Raw genomic sequence first — 13,960 nt, 5'->3', positions numbered from 1 at the left:
CCTTCCCGCCCCTCGGCCGAACGGAACACCAGCTCCATGAACGACACCTCGACGTCCCTCAGCAGCCCCCTTCTCGGCGGCGGGGGCGTGGTCTTCGGCCTGCTCATGATCATCGCGCTGTGGAAGGTGTTCACCAAGGCCGGGCGCCCCGGCTGGGCGGCGATCATCCCGATCTACAACATCTACACGCTGCTGAAAGTCGCCGGGCGCTCCGGCTGGTGGCTGATCCTGCTGCTGATCCCGGTGGTCAACATCGTCGTCGCGATCATCGTCTCGCTCGACGTCGCGAAGGCGTTCGGCAAGGGCGGGCTGTTCGGCTTCTTCGGGCTGTTCGTGTTCTCCATCATCGGTTACCTCATCCTCGCCTTCGGCGGGGCGCGCTACACCGCGTCGCCCGCCTGAAGACGCCGGAGCCTCACCAGCCCACGGGGCCGTTCACGTCGAAGAAGGTCCCGCTCGGGCCGTCGGCCGGAAGGGTGGCGGCGCGCACGACCACCTTCGCGCCTTCGGACGGGTGCTGGGTGCCGCTGTTGTTGTTGATGTCCGTCGCGTTGTAGCCGGGGCAGACCGAATTGACCTTGACCGGCGTGTCCCGGAGTTCGACGGCGAGCAGCCCGCTGAGCGCGTTGAGGACGGTTTTCGAGGCGGTGTAAGCGAAAGCCGGGATTTCGGCGAGCGGGCTGCCCGGCGACGTGAGCGCGGTGACCGAGCCCATCGTGCTGCTCACGTTCACGATGCGCCCGGCCGGGGCCTGGCGCACGAGCGGCAGGAAGGCCTGCGTCACGCGAAGGGCGCCGTAGAAGTTCACGTCGAACGTGCGCTGGATGGTGTCGAGCCGGACCGTGCTCGGGAGGCCTTCTCCCTCCTCGATCGCGACGCCCGCGTTGTTCACCAGCACGTCCAGCGCGCCGGTCTCCTCGCCGATGCGGGCCGCCGCGGCCGTGATGCTTTCGGTGTCGGTCACGTCGAGGCGGACGACTCGAACGTCCCCGTCCAGTTCCTTTGCCGCGGCTTCGCCACGTGCCTCGTCTCGGCTGCCCAGCCAGACGGTGAAGCCCTGCTGCGCGAGCTGTCGTGCGGTCTCGAATCCGATGCCCTTGTTGGCGCCCGTGACGAGCGCCGTCTGCTTCGTGGTGTTCACGAACTCCATCCAACAAGCGCGGGCGCGTACGATCCATAATGTGACGTCCACAATTCCTTACGCGTCGTCCAGGCGGATCGGCTCTGGCGATCCGATCGCGGACGCCATCGGGCTGCTGCGGCCCCGGGTCGTGGTCGGTGCGAGCCTGCACGCCACGGGTCCGTGGGCGGTGCGGTTTGATCCGTACCCGCACGTGAAGCTCGGCGTCGTGGTGCGCGGCGAATGCCGGCTGGACCTCGAAGGACACGAACCCGTGCTGCTGGGCGAAGGCGACTTCTTCCTGCTGGGCAACCCTCCGTCGTACGTGCTCTCCGGTGGCTCCGCCGCGACACCACTTGACGCGAAAGCGTTGTGGGGCAGCGCGATGAACGGGGTCTTCCACATCGGACCGTCATCCGGGGAGGTCACCTCCCTGTGTGGCGGGCACTTCTCGTTCGACGACGAGAACGCCTCGATGCTGATCGACGTCCTGCCCTCGCTCGTGCACGTGCGCGCCACGGATCCCCGCGGCAAGCTGCTGGCCAACCTGAGCGAGCTGCTCGTCGCCGAGACCGAGGCCAACGCCGCCGTCGGCGGCACGCTGGTGCTGGACCACCTCGCGCAGATCGTGTTCGTCCACATGCTGCGCGCCCACGCCGACTCGACCGGGCGGCCGACCGGCTGGCTGGGCGCTCTCAACGACGACGGCATCGGCGCCTCGCTGCGCGCCATGCACGCGGACGTCGCGCACCGCTGGACGCTCAAGGAACTCGCCGGCATCAGCCGCATGTCGCGCTCGGCCTTCGCCGCGGCCTTCAAGAGCCGGGTCGGCACCGCGCCGCTGGAGTACCTGATCGCGTGGCGGATGAGCCTGGCCCGCGACGCCCTGCGCCGCGGCACCCGGTCGATCTCCGAGCTCGCGTCCGCCACCGGTTACGAGTCCGAAAGCGCGTTCAGCACCGCGTTCCGCCGCGTGGTCGGGTCCTCGCCCAAACAGTTTCGCGACCTTGCCCGCCAGGCTGAGGCCGAGGCTTTACCATCGGCCGGTGGCGAGTGGTCCTGGTGAACGAGCGCGCCTGCTGTCCCTGACTCGCGAGGTGATCCTCGAGCGGGGGGTGACCGGCCTGTCGCTCAGCGAGCTGGCTCGGAGCGTCGGCTCCAACAACCGCATGCTGCTGTACCACTTCGGTTCGCTGGAGGAACTGCTCGCCGCGGCCGTCGACGACATCCTCGGCGGCACGGCCCTGCTCGATCGGCTCGACGGGCTGCTCCGGTCTCCGGGCACCGCCGCGGACCGGCTGGGGGCGGCGTGGCGGGAGATCGCCGAGCGCCTGCCGCATCTCCGGTTGTTCTTCGCGCGCTTCGGCATGGCCGTCGACCTGCCCGATCGTTACGCCGGCTTCCTGGGTGACGTCCGTGACCGGTGGGCCACGGTGGTCGCCGGCGCGCTGCGGGCGTGGCCGGAGATCGAGGATCCCGACGGCACCGCGGCCGCCGTCGTCGCGTTGTGGCGCGGGCTGCAGATGCAGCTCATTTGCGGTGAGCCCCGATCGCGGGTCGACGCCGTCCACGCCCTCGCCATCGGCCGGCTGCTCGGGTAGGGTGCGGCAGGAAGTGAATCGACCAGTTCACTTTTGAAGGAGCCGCACCGTGACCGACGCGTTCATCGCGACGCTGCCCAAAGCCGAGCTGCACGTTCACCTGGAGGGCACGCTCGAACCGGAGCTGCTGTTCACGCTCGCCGCGCGCAACCGGGTGGAACTGCCCTGGTCGGACGTCGACGAGGCCCGCGCCGCGTACACGTTCACCGGCTTGGAGCACTTCCTGCCCCTGCTGTTCCGGTCCGCCTCGGTGCTCCGCGCCGGCCAGGACTTCTACGACCTCGCCCACGCCTACCTGACCCGCGCGGCCCACGACGGCGTCCGCCGAGCCGAGATGTTCCTGGGCGTGCAGACGTTCCTCGACGCGGGCGTGCCGATCGCCGATCAGCTGGACAGCGTCCTGTCCGCGATCGCCGACGCGCGAGCCGACCTCGGCGTGGACGGTGCGCTGATCGTCACTTGTCAGCGGCACCGTTCGCAGGCTGACGCTTTGCGAGTGCTGGACCTGATCGAGCCGTGGCGGGAGCGAATCCTGGGCATCGGGCTAGGTGCGGCGGAGCGGGGCAATCCGCCCGCGAAGTTCGCGGACTACTACGAGGCCGCCCGGGCGCGCGGCCACCGCACCACCATTCACGCAGGCGAGGACGGCCCGGCCGACTACGTGCGCGAGGCCCTGGACGTCTGCCGCCCCGACCGCATCGACCACGGCGTCGCCGCTGCTGGCGACCCGGCCCTGCTGGCTCGGCTGCGCGATGAGGGGGTGCCGCTGACCGTGTGCCCGCTGTCGAACGTGGCGCTGCGCGTGGTCCCGTCCATGGCTGAGCATCCGCTGCGCGCGATGCTGGAGGCCGGTCTGCTGGTGACGGTCAACTCTGATGATCCGCCTTATTTCGGCGGGTACGTCAATGACAACTACGAGGCGGTACGGACGGAGCTTGGTTTGGATCGGGCTGCTCTCGCGGACCTGGCGCGCAACAGCTTCCGCGCGTCCTTCGATGAACCGGCACACGTTCGTGCCCACCTTGCCGCGGTTGATGAGCACGTGCGCGCGTTCTAGCACTGCAGGGCTCGTGAGTGTTTATGACGGTTAGAACCGTCACAGCCACTCACGAGTCCTTGGGGCGCGGGGACCGGGACCGCTCCCAACCCGCCGGTGTAACTTGGAATTCGTGACCAGAACCGGGCCGGCTGACGGGCATTACGCGATTTTCGTAGTCGATGTCAAGGAGTTCAGCCGGTTTACGACGCGGCCGGCGCAGATCGAGGCGCGGGAGCGGGTTTACCTGGCGCTCGAAACGGCGTTCGAGCGGTCCGGGGTGCCCTGGGAGAAGTGCCCGCACGAGGATCGGGGCGACGGGGTGCTGGTGCTGATTCCCGGGCAGCTGCCCAAGAATCCGCTCGCCGCGGCGCTGCCGGACGAGCTGGCGCGCGCCCTTGCCGAGCGTAATGCCGGGTTGCCGGAGCGCGAGCGGGTCCAGTTGCGCGTCGCGCTGCATGCCGGGGAGGTGGCCGCGGACAGTCACGGTTACACCGGGACCGCGATCAACCTGGCGTTCCGGCTGGTGAACTCGGCGCCGTTGCGCGGGGCGCTGGACAAGTCGGCCGGAGTGGTGGCGCTCGCGGTGTCGACCTGGTTCTACGACGAGGTGGTCCAGCACAACGCGGCCGCCCGGCCGAAGTCGTACCGCCGGGTTCGCGTGGAGAACAAGGAAACCCGTAGCGACGCGTGGATCAGCCGCCCGGACGATTCCTATCCGGACCGGGTGTCCGACGAAGACCCCATTCCGGACCGCAATTTCGAAGAACGCTACGTCGATTTCATCCGCGAGGACAACGCCGGTTTCGAACTGTTCCGGGTCGCCCGGCGGCGCGGGCCGACCGACTATTCCTTCGACAAGTACTACGTCGTCCCGCCGGTCACGCGGCGGCAGGCGGCGACCCCCACCCCGGAGCTGACCGGCGCGGGCACGGACTCCGCCAACGCCATCGCCGACGCGCGCCGGGTGCTGCTGCTCGGCGGTGCGGGCGCCGGCAAGACGACGTTCCTGGCCTGGCTGGCCAACGACGTCGCCCGCCGCCACGCCGAGGAGGGCCCGTGGCGCGGGGTCGTGCCCTTCCCGATCCTGTTGCGCCGCTTCGCCGGGACCGACCTGCCGGAGGACCCGGAGCAGCTGCTGGCCGCCGTCGCGCCCACGCTCGCCGAGGAGAAGCCGAAGGGCTGGGTCACCGAGCTGTTCGCGTCCGGCCGGGCCATGCTCCTGGTCGACGGGCTCGACGAGCTCGTGGCGGAACGGCGCGCGAGGACCCGAACCTGGGTCGAAACGCTCGTGCGCACTTGCCCGAACGCGCGTTACGTCGTGACCACCCGACCGTCCGCTGTGGAGGATCGGTGGTTCGTCGACACCGACACCGAGATCGGCCTGGAACGCTTCGAGCTGCCCGAACTCAGCCGCCTCGGCCTCGGCCGGGTCATCGAACGCTGGTTCGCCGCCGCGACCGACCAGGAACCCAGCGCCCAGCAGCAGGAACTGCTGAAGACCTACCCGGAGCGGCTGCGCACGGAGCTGGACACCCGCCCGAACCTGCGCGGCCTGGTGTCCAGCCCGCTGATGGCCGGGCTGATGTGCGCCCTCTACCGCGAGGACCAGTACCTGCCCCGGACCCGCCGTGAGCTGCTCGACCAGGCGCTCGACCTGTTGCTCACGCGCTGGGACGACACGGCGCACCGCGGCATGACCGTCGTCGACAGCCTCGATCTGGTCAAGGCGGAAAAGCAGATCCTGCTGGAACGGTTCGCCTCGCCGATGGTGCGGCGCAACGAATTGCTGGTGCCCCGGCCGGAAGCACTCGGTCGGCTGGACGAAGCGAAGGCCGGCCTGCGCGCGCAAGACCTTCCCTCCGAACCGCTGCTCCAGCACCTGCTGGAACGGTCCGTGCTGCGGGAGAGCGCGGCCGATCACCAGATCCAGTTCGTGCACCGCACGTTCCGCGACTACCTGGCCGCCGCCGACATCGTGAAGCGGGGCGAACTCGACGAGCTGGCCGGCCACGCGCACGAGGACTCCTGGTACGAGGTCGTTTTCATGGCCGCGGCGCGGGCCCGGGAGGGCGAGGTCGCCGAGCTGCTCGACAGCCTCCTGCGGCGCGCCAAGCGCAGCACCGACCAGGCCGTCGCCGATCGGCTGAAGCTGGTCGCCGCCGCCTGCCTGGAGTACGCCGACGTGGTGGACCCGCACAGCCGGCGCGTCGAGGTGGAGGAGGCGGCGCGGCAGCTCGTGCCGCCGGTAGACGTGCAACAGGCGGAAATGCTGGCGAAGGCCGGCCGGTTCGTCGTCGGCCTGCTGCCGGGGCCGGACGAGCTGACCGGGCCGAACCGGGACACGGTGGCCGCCGCGGTGCTGCGGACCCTCGCGCTGGTGGGCGGCGAGGAGGCCTGGCAGAAGATCCGGCCGTTCACCGCGATGCACCAGTCCACTGTGGTCGATGAGCTGCTGCGCGGCTGGCGGGCGTTCGAGTTCTCCGACGCCTACGCCGCCGAGCTGCTGTCCAGAGTGGACTTCGGCGACCGGGTGCTGAACGTGCACCGGTGGGGCATGCTGAATCCGCTGCGGCATCTGACCACACTGCGCGCGGTGAAGCTGATCGGCGACATCGCGCTGGTCAGCGACCGCGACGGCCTGCGCCCGCTGGCCGCCGTGCCGAAGCTGCGGCGGCTGGAGATCGCGTCCAACGAGGTGGTCCGGGACCTGAGCCCGCTGGCGGACTGCGCCGCGTTGCGGGTGCTGACCATCTCCGCGTACAGCCGGCTGCGGGATCTGTCCGGATTGGACGGTTCCTCGGTCGAAAAGCTCCGCCTGCTCACGATCGGCAAGACGGTGCAGGCGTACCCTGCCCTCGACACCCTGGCCGGCACTCCGTTGCGCTCCCTGTCGCTCCGGCATCCCGCGCTCTCCGACGGCCTGCACCCGATTCCGTCGGAGCTGGCCCTGACCGAGCTGGCGATTCACAACCGCGCGGAGGACCGGTCGCTGTTGGGCATCGAACGGTTGCCGTTACTGGAAAAGGTGACCGTCAACGGTGTGCTGAAGACCGAGGACGTCGCGGCCCTTTCCGAGCTGCCCGAACTGCGCCACCTCGTCCTGCACGACCCGTACCCCCTCGCCGACCTGGCCCGGCTGCGCCCGCTGGCCGACCGGCTCCACGCCCTCGAACTCCGCGGCGTGGACGACCGCGACGTCCAGTTCGCGGCGAAAACGGTCGGCGATGACCTCGCCGCGAAGCTGCGTACCTAGGCCGTTTTGACGAGCCGGTCCAGGAGTGGCCGGAAGTGCTCAAAACCGGGAGTGTCCATTTCAGGGTCCTTGGCTTCGTCGTCCCAGCGGCGCAGGGCGACGGCGTCGAGGTAATGCGGCTCGGCCTCGAACTCGCGGACCTCGTCCGGTGTCATCGGACCGCCCTGGACCTCGAGGGTGTAGACCGAGGCGGGCGAGAGCTTGGCGTAGTAATCCGGTTCCACGGCACAGAGATAACGCTTGGCGGCGACGTGCAGGCGGACGGGCTCGGTGACCGCGGGGCCGAACCACCGGCCGAGCCAGCTGGAACCGCTGTGGCTGTGCCGGTTGTCCGTGCCGGCCATCAGGTCACGGCCGGTGACGGCGCCGTGGAAGTGGCCGACGTCGTGCAGCAGGGCCGCGGCGACCAGGGTGTCCGGGGCTCCGGCCAGCTCGGCGAGCGCGCCGGCCTGCAGCATGTGCTCGGCCTGGGTGACGGCTTCGCCGAGGTAGTCCTCGGCACCGGGGCCGGCGAAAAGGGCGGCGATCCGGTCGACGGGGTTCGTCGTGGTCACGCGGTCCCCTCCAGGGTGCGCAGGGTGCTGGTGAGCGCGTCGAGATCGGCGTAGCAGCCTTGCAGGTGCCGGGCGCCGGATTCGGCGAACGCGGTGCGGGCGTGCAGCAGCCGGGTGTTGTCGAAGATGACGCAGTCGCCGGGGTCGAGCCGGAAAGTCAGCAGCAGCTCGGGGCGGGCGATGATCTCGGCGAAGCGCCGGTACGCGGCGTAGAACGCGGTGGTGGCGGCCGGGTCCAGGCGCAGGGCCTGCATGGAGCGGTTGTTGAAGCGGACCTCGCGCAGGTGGCCTTCGGGGTCGACGTCGATCAGCGGGCGGTCCGCGCGGAGGCTGGTGCCCGCGTCGTACCAGGCGAACGGCACCAGGGTCGTGCTGAGGATCCGGAAGGCCTCCTCGTCTTCGGCCCGCAGCAGGGAAGCGGCGGTGAACCCGTCGACGAGGCCGGAGTCGCCGCCGTCGGCGGCGTTGGCCAGGCAGTGCAGGAGCTGCAGCGTCGGCACCGGGTCGCGGTAGGGGTTGTCGGTGTGGGGCGCGATGCGCATGCCGGTGAACGCGAGGTTGCTGGGATCGGGTTCGACGCGGACGTCGAAGAGCGTGCCGTAGTTCGTCTCGCGCGGATAGCCGAACGTCCGGGCGATGGCGAGCACGGTCTCCTCCTCGGTCGGGGTGCCGTGCAGGAGGGCGAATCCGAGGTCGCGCACGGCACTCAGGACCCGCGCGCGCTCGGCCGGATCGTCGCGGTAGGCGGCCCAGTCCGCGGCGGGCAGCCGGCCGTCGAGGTCCTGGGCTTGCCACAGCCGTTTGCCGGCTTCGGTGCGGCCGTCCCCGCTCGAGGCGGACAGCTGCGCGTCCAGCCAGGCACGGGAGAAGGGACCGCGGTGCCCGTCGGGGCCGAAGGTGACGGTGATCGTGTCCGCCGAGACCTCGGTGCCGCGAACGGTGAGGTCGGCCGGGAGGTCGGTGATGCCGAACAGCTTCTGGCCGTTGCGCGGGTCGCGGCAGTGCTCGCACGGGCAGTTGTCCCGGAGCCAGATCGGCGGGAACACCAGCACGTCGTCGCCGGTGGTCGTGGTCGTCATCGGGTGTCCCTCCATGTTTAAACTTGGCTATACATGTTGAGGCTACCGTGGACGTCAACCGGTTCAGCCGGCGCCGGGCGCGGAGTGCCAGCGCGACAGGGTGTTGCGGTCGGCCGAATTGCGCACGGTGAACGCGACCTGGTCGCCGAGGTAACGGTCCTCGGACCACTCCAGGGCGGCCCCGGCCGGATCGGTGGTGCGGCGGCGCTCGCGCAGCAGCGGGGCGCCCGGCCGGACGCCGAGCAGGCGGGCGTCGACGGCCGTGGCCCGCACGGCGTCGATGGTGTGCTCCGCGTCGGCGAAGGTCGTGCCGAGCTCCTCGAGCCGTTCGGTGATGGACTCGCGGTCGAGGTCCATCCCGGCGACCAGCGCGCCGATCCGGTCGGGGTAGGCGGTGCGCTCGATCATCACCGGCCGGCCGTCGAGCAGGCGCACGCGGGTGAGGTGGTAGGCGTACGCCCCTTCGGGCAGGTTCAGGTGCTCACGCTCGTCTTCGGTGGCTTCGCGGCGGGCCAGCTCGACCACGCGGCCGCTCGGTTCCTCGCCGATCGCGCGGCCCCAGCGGGAGAAGCTGCGCAACGCGGCGAAGTCCTGCAGGCGCGGTCCCCCTTGGACCAGCCGCCGCGCGCCGCGCCGGGAGGAGATGATCCCGTCGGTCCGCAGCGCGGCGAACGCCTGCCGGATCGTGCCCCGGGACGCGTCGTAGCGCTGCGCGAGCTCACTCTCCGACGGCAGCGCGTCGCCCGGCGCGTACGTGCCCGCGCTGATCTCGGCCTTGAGCTCGTCGGCGATCCGCCGATACAGCGACGGGCCCTGTTCGTCCTTGTTGACCATGCGCCCAGGCTAAGGCCCGGCCGCCGGTTCCGGGCGTTGACTTGTCCAGCCTGGTCGATTGTGTCTGTACAAGTAGCTGCCGGGCCCGCCCCACCGCAGCGCGAGCCCGGCAACCGCTCAGGCGGTGGGGACGCGCACCCCGGCCGCGAGCTGTCCGGTGAGCTGTTCGAGCGCGGCCGTTCCCCGAGCCGGATCGAGCAGGGTTCCGACGAGGGCCGACCCGACGATCACCCCGTCCGCGAAACCGGCGACCTCGGCGGCCTGGCTCGCGTCCGCCACGCCCATGCCGACGCAGACCGGCAGCTCGGTGAGACCGCGGAGCCGGCTCACCAGGACGGCGGCGGCTTCGTCCACCGCCGCACGGGTTCCGGTGACGCCCATCAGCGCGGACGCGTAGACGAACCCGGTCCCGGCCGCGGCGGTTTCCGCCAGCCGCGCCTCCGTGCTGCTCGGCGCGACCACGAACACGGTGGCCAGCTCGTGCTCCACGGCGTGTCGGCGCCACAAGACCGACTCGGCCACCGGCAGATCCGGCAGCACACACCCCGCGCCGCCGGCCGCGGCCAGCTCACGGGCGAACCGCTCGACGCCGTAGCGGGACACCGGATTCCAGTACGACATCACCAGCACCGGCTTGCCCGTGGCGGCGTGGACCTCACGCACCGTGCGCAGGACGTCCGCGATCCGGACTCCGCCGCGCAGCGCGAGATCGTCGGCGGTCTGGATGACCGGCCCGTCCAGCACCGGGTCGCTGTGCGGCAGGCCGACTTCGACGATGTCCGCGCCCGCGTCGAGGGTCGCCCGGAGCGCGTCGATCCCGCCTTCGACGGTGGGGAAGCCGGCCGGCAGGTAGGCGATGAGCGCGGCCCGGCCGGCTCGTTTCGCCTGGGCGAGCGTGTCGGTGAGCAACCGCAGGTTCCCGCTCATCGCGCGACCTCCAGTCCGAAGTGGACGGCTGCCGTGTCGAGATCCTTGTCCCCGCGCCCGGAAAGGTTCACCAGGATGACGGCGTCCGGGCCGAGTTCGGCGCCGGCGTCGAGGGCCCCGGCCAGCGCGTGCGCGCTCTCGATCGCCGGGACGATGCCCTCGGTCGAAGCGAGCAGCCGGAACGCGTGCATCGCGGCGTCGTCCGTGACCGGGCGGTATTCGGCGCGGCCGGAATCGTGCAGGTGCGCGTGTTCGGGGCCGACGCCGGGGTAGTCGAGCCCGGCCGAGATCGACCAGGCTTCGAGGATCTGGCCTTCGTCGTCCTGCAGGACGTACGAGCGGGAGCCATGCAGGACACCGGGTTCGCCAGCCGAGAGCGACGCCGCGTGTTTCCCGCTGCGCACGCCGTGCCCGGCCGCCTCGCAGCCGATCAAGCGCACGCCGGGGTCGTTGAGGAACGCGTGGAACAGGCCGATCGCGTTGGACCCACCGCCGACACAGGCGATGGCCGCGTCCGGCAGCCGTCCGGTCCGGGCCAGCAGTTGGCGGCGCGCTTCGACGCCGATGACGCGTTGGAAATCGCGGATCATCGCGGGGAACGGATGCGGCCCGGCGACCGTGCCGAACAGGTAGTGCGTGTTGTCCACGTGCGCGACCCAGTCGCGGAACGTCTCGTTGATGGCGTCCTTCAGGGTGCGCGACCCTGAGGTCACCGGGACGACCTCGGCGCCGAGCAGTTCCATGCGCGCGACGTTCACCGCCTGGCGCCGCATGTCCGTCTCTCCCATGTAGACGGTGCAGGCGAGGCCGGTCAGCGCGCAGGCGGTGGCGGTGGCCACGCCATGCGAGCCCGCGCCGGTCTCGGCGATCACACGGGTCTTGCCCATCCGCACGGCCAGCAACGCCTGGCCGAGCGCGTTGTTGACCTTGTGCGAGCCGGTGTGGTTCAGGTCTTCGCGCTTGAGGAACACCCGCGCGCCGCCGGCGTGCGCGGCGAACCGCGGCACCTCAGTGAGCGCGCTCGGGCGTCCGACGTAATGCGCGAGCAGGTCCTCGAACCGGGCGACGAAGGCGGGATCAGTCTTGGCCCGCTCGTACTCGGCGGCGACCTGGTCGATGGCGGCGACCAGCGCCTGGGGGACGAACTGGCCGCCGAAGGCGCCGAAGTAGCCCGCGGCGTCGGGAAGGGTTCCCGGCGCGGCCGGGAAGAAGAATTCGTTTTTCATGGCAGATGTGCTCCTGACCCGAGACGTCAGTCACGGGCGGTTCGTGGCGGGTGTGGGTTCACCAGAGCGCACGAACACGCGGGGCCAGCCGGGAAAACGTCCCTCAGCGGTCCCACGCGACGCGCGGCGCACACTGCCATCGCATCCCGTCGACCTGGCCCGCCTCGGAGCCGATCGCGTACCGCACCCGACGCCCGCGCACGCGCCGCGCGGGCGCCTGGCAGCCGCGCGGCCGGCGGCCACGGGCGAAGCGGACGGTGAGGGGCATGGCCGCAGTCTAATCCGCGGGCCCGTGGTTTCGGCAAGCCCTCCGGCGTGTGGGACCGGCCGCACAGCCGCGTATGAACGGCGCCGTTCGAGCATGGCGCGCCGTGCGCGATCGGTGCTTGAGCCGGCCACCGCGGGATTGTGGCGGAGCGTGGGTCGCCGCCCAGGGCGCGCTCGACGGCGTCACCGCGATGTTCGCCTCGGACCGCAAACGGTAGCTCGTCGGAGTGGGAATACCGACCGTTCTCTCTGTTAGACTTGACCGGATGGTGCGCAACTCTCGAGGCCAGGTCTCCGAAGCGCGGTCGAGGCTGCTCGCGACGGCCACCCGCATCTTCTACGCCGAGGGCCTGCACTCTGTGGGGATCGACCGGATCGTCGCGGAGGCGAAGGTCACCCGCGCCACGCTTTACCGGCACTTTCCCGGTAAGGAAGACCTTGTCGTCGCGTATCTGCAGGGCGTCCACGAGATGGAGCGCGAAGGGATCGACAAGGCCCTCGCCGGTGGCCTGCCGCCGGCCGACACCCTGCGAGCCATCGCGAAGTCGATTGCCGAGGGCATCCGGTCGGCCCACTTCCGCGGCTGCGCCTTCCTCAACGCGGTCGCGGAGTACCCGGACCCCAAGCATCCCGTGCACCAGGCCGTCCTCGCCCACCGGGAGTGGTTCCGCGGCACCGTCACGGACGTGCTCGCGCAGGTCGGCGAGACGCCGCCGGAGTCCGCGGGCCGGCACTTCGTGATGCTGCGAGACGGCGCGATGGTGGCGGGCTGCCTGTCGGACCCGGCCGAGGTCTGCGACGCCTTCCTCGAAGGCGTCGAGGGAATCCTGCAGCGGCGGTGATCGGCGCTACCGCGCTGTTCCGGATGTGACGACCGCGGGAGCGGAGACGTCCTGAAGGCGGCAGAGAATCTGAGCGATGCCGCCGGGCGCCGTGCGGTGGCCGGTGACGCAGGCACGGATCCCCGGCCGGTCTGTCCAGGCTCGCGCGCACCAACTCGCGGTTCGCGATCCTGGAGGAGTGCCGGCAACGAGCGGACTCGTAGTGCTCCATGGTGAGCCACGTAGGAGATAGAACGTTCTGTCTTGACAAGGTTTGGCCGAGCCGCCATGCTGATCTCGGATAGAACGTTCGGTCTCGCTGTCGAACCGCGCAGGCACTCCTCAACAGCACCTCGAAAGGAATCATCGTGACCACCGTTGACTCACCCGCCGTCGGAGGAATCGCGTCGGCGCTGCGCCGGCTGTACTTCGTGCGGTTCGGATTCGCCATCGTCTGGGCGGTTCTGCTGTTCGTCACCTCGAAGTCGGAGGTCGGGCCGATCGGCGTCGCGCTGGTGGTGCTGTACCCGCTGTTCGACGTCGGGGCGGCGGTCGTGGACTCCCGCTCGTCGCGCGCCACCGGGTCGGCCCGCGGGCTGTACGTGAACATGGCGATCAGCCTGCTGGCGGCCATCGGCCTGGGCATCGCCGCCGCCTCCGGGGTGCCGGCGGTCCTGCGCGTCTGGGGCGCCTGGGCGATCATCGCCGGGCTGATCCAGCTGATCGTGGCCCTCACCCGCCGCAAGCTGGGCGGCCAGTGGCCGATGATCCTCAGCGGCGGCATCTCCGTGCTGGCCGGCGCGAACTTCATCCTCAGCGCCGGCGCGCCGAACCCCTCGCTCTCCACCGTCGCCGGTTACGCCGTGCTCGGCGGCATCTTCTTCCTCGTCTCGGCGATCCGCCTCGGCCGCTCCGCGAAGGTGAACTGACACGAAGACCACTGCGTACGACGGTGTCGGTCACCCTCACCACCGGTGAGCAGATCGAAGCCGACGAGCCGCTCGTCGCGATAGCGGCACACGATGCGGTTCGTCGGGGACGATGGCGAGCCGATCGGCGACGGGTGGCTCTACGCCGCCGGAGACGTCAGCTGGCGTGTTTGCTTATCCGCCAAGGAAAGTACCAAGCTCGTGCTGCCGGTGACGTCGTCGTGGCGCGTGCGAAGGGCGAAGCGGTCCGGCAGCCGGGCTCCGGTCGCGACGTCGAGGAGCCGGATCTCGCCGAGTTCGGAGCCGCCCG

The 13,960-nt window shown here is 70.6% G+C and carries 14 protein-coding genes; 7 read left to right on the top strand and 7 right to left on the bottom strand.

The annotated features are described in order from the left end of the window. Positions 1-36: 36 nt before the first annotated feature. Positions 37-402 (top strand): DUF5684 domain-containing protein, encoded by a 366-nt coding sequence (locus tag OG371_RS04560; protein WP_329065834.1) that lies wholly within the window; start codon positions 37-39, stop codon positions 400-402. Positions 403-415: 13 nt separating this feature from the next. On the opposite strand, the gene OG371_RS04555 is transcribed toward OG371_RS04560, so the two are convergent. Further along, a complete protein-coding gene (locus tag OG371_RS04555) occupies positions 416-1,150 on the bottom strand; it encodes an SDR family oxidoreductase (RefSeq protein ID WP_329065832.1) in 735 nt (244 codons plus the stop codon). 31 nt (positions 1,151-1,181) lie between these two features. On the opposite strand from OG371_RS04555, the gene OG371_RS04550 reads away from it, so the two are divergent. From OG371_RS04550 to OG371_RS04535, 4 genes are all read left to right on the top strand, one after another. Beyond that, positions 1,182-2,186, top strand: a complete 1,005-nt coding sequence (locus OG371_RS04550) for an AraC family transcriptional regulator (RefSeq protein ID WP_329065829.1) — start codon at positions 1,182-1,184, stop codon at positions 2,184-2,186. Continuing rightward, entirely contained in the window at positions 2,167-2,721 is a 555-nt protein-coding gene (locus OG371_RS04545; protein ID WP_329065827.1) for a TetR/AcrR family transcriptional regulator, read from the top strand. The genes OG371_RS04550 and OG371_RS04545 overlap by 20 nt, the downstream gene beginning before the upstream one ends. Positions 2,722-2,770: 49 nt before the next feature. Then, positions 2,771-3,778 (top strand): adenosine deaminase, encoded by a 1,008-nt coding sequence (locus OG371_RS04540; protein WP_329065825.1) that lies wholly within the window; start codon positions 2,771-2,773, stop codon positions 3,776-3,778. A gap of 112 nt (positions 3,779-3,890) precedes the next feature. Continuing rightward, entirely contained in the window at positions 3,891-7,013 is a 3,123-nt protein-coding gene (locus OG371_RS04535; RefSeq protein WP_329065823.1) for an NACHT domain-containing protein, read from the top strand. Here OG371_RS04535 and OG371_RS04530 read toward each other — a convergent pair. The 6 genes from OG371_RS04530 to trpM all read right to left on the bottom strand — a co-directional run bounded on the left by OG371_RS04530 (position 7,010) and on the right by trpM (position 11,901). Beyond that, on the bottom strand, positions 7,010-7,567 hold the full coding sequence (locus tag OG371_RS04530) for a phosphonate degradation HD-domain oxygenase (RefSeq protein WP_329065821.1): 558 nt from the start codon (positions 7,565-7,567) through the stop codon (positions 7,010-7,012). The two genes, OG371_RS04535 and OG371_RS04530, sit on opposite strands and share 4 nt — an antisense overlap. After that, on the bottom strand, positions 7,564-8,646 hold the full coding sequence (gene tmpA / locus OG371_RS04525; protein WP_329065819.1) for a 2-trimethylaminoethylphosphonate dioxygenase: 1,083 nt from the start codon (positions 8,644-8,646) through the stop codon (positions 7,564-7,566). Before tmpA ends, OG371_RS04530 begins: the two co-directional genes overlap by 4 nt. 63 nt (positions 8,647-8,709) lie before the next feature. Further along, complete coding sequence (locus tag OG371_RS04520) at positions 8,710-9,480, bottom strand: GntR family transcriptional regulator (RefSeq protein WP_329065817.1); 771 nt, start codon at positions 9,478-9,480, stop codon at positions 8,710-8,712. Positions 9,481-9,597: 117 nt separating this feature from the next. Further along, positions 9,598-10,395 (bottom strand): tryptophan synthase subunit alpha, encoded by a 798-nt coding sequence (gene trpA / locus OG371_RS04515; RefSeq protein ID WP_442876144.1) that lies wholly within the window; start codon positions 10,393-10,395, stop codon positions 9,598-9,600. 8 nt (positions 10,396-10,403) lie between these two features. Then, entirely contained in the window at positions 10,404-11,633 is a 1,230-nt protein-coding gene (gene trpB / locus OG371_RS04510; RefSeq protein WP_329065813.1) for a tryptophan synthase subunit beta, read from the bottom strand. Positions 11,634-11,736: 103 nt separating this feature from the next. After that, positions 11,737-11,901: a tryptophan biosynthesis modulator TrpM gene (trpM, locus tag OG371_RS04505; RefSeq protein ID WP_329065812.1), complete on the bottom strand. Its 165-nt coding sequence runs from the start codon at positions 11,899-11,901 to the stop codon at positions 11,737-11,739. Positions 11,902-12,166: 265 nt separating this feature from the next. Here trpM and OG371_RS04500 point away from each other — a divergent pair, with 265 nt between their 5' ends. Next, positions 12,167-12,742 carry a TetR/AcrR family transcriptional regulator gene (locus OG371_RS04500; protein WP_329065809.1) on the top strand — a complete coding sequence of 192 codons (576 nt, stop codon included), beginning with the start codon at positions 12,167-12,169 and terminating at the stop codon, positions 12,740-12,742. 347 nt (positions 12,743-13,089) lie between these two features. Next, positions 13,090-13,650, top strand: coding sequence for a hypothetical protein (locus tag OG371_RS04495; protein WP_329065808.1), 561 nt, complete (start codon positions 13,090-13,092; stop codon positions 13,648-13,650). Positions 13,651-13,960: the final 310 nt, after the last annotated feature.

The sequence above is a fragment of the Amycolatopsis sp. NBC_01480 genome (genome assembly GCF_036227205.1).
Lineage (GTDB): Bacteria > Actinomycetota > Actinomycetes > Mycobacteriales > Pseudonocardiaceae > Amycolatopsis.
Note: the sequence above shows the minus strand (reverse complement) of the source record. Positions and strands in the feature narration are given on the sequence as shown.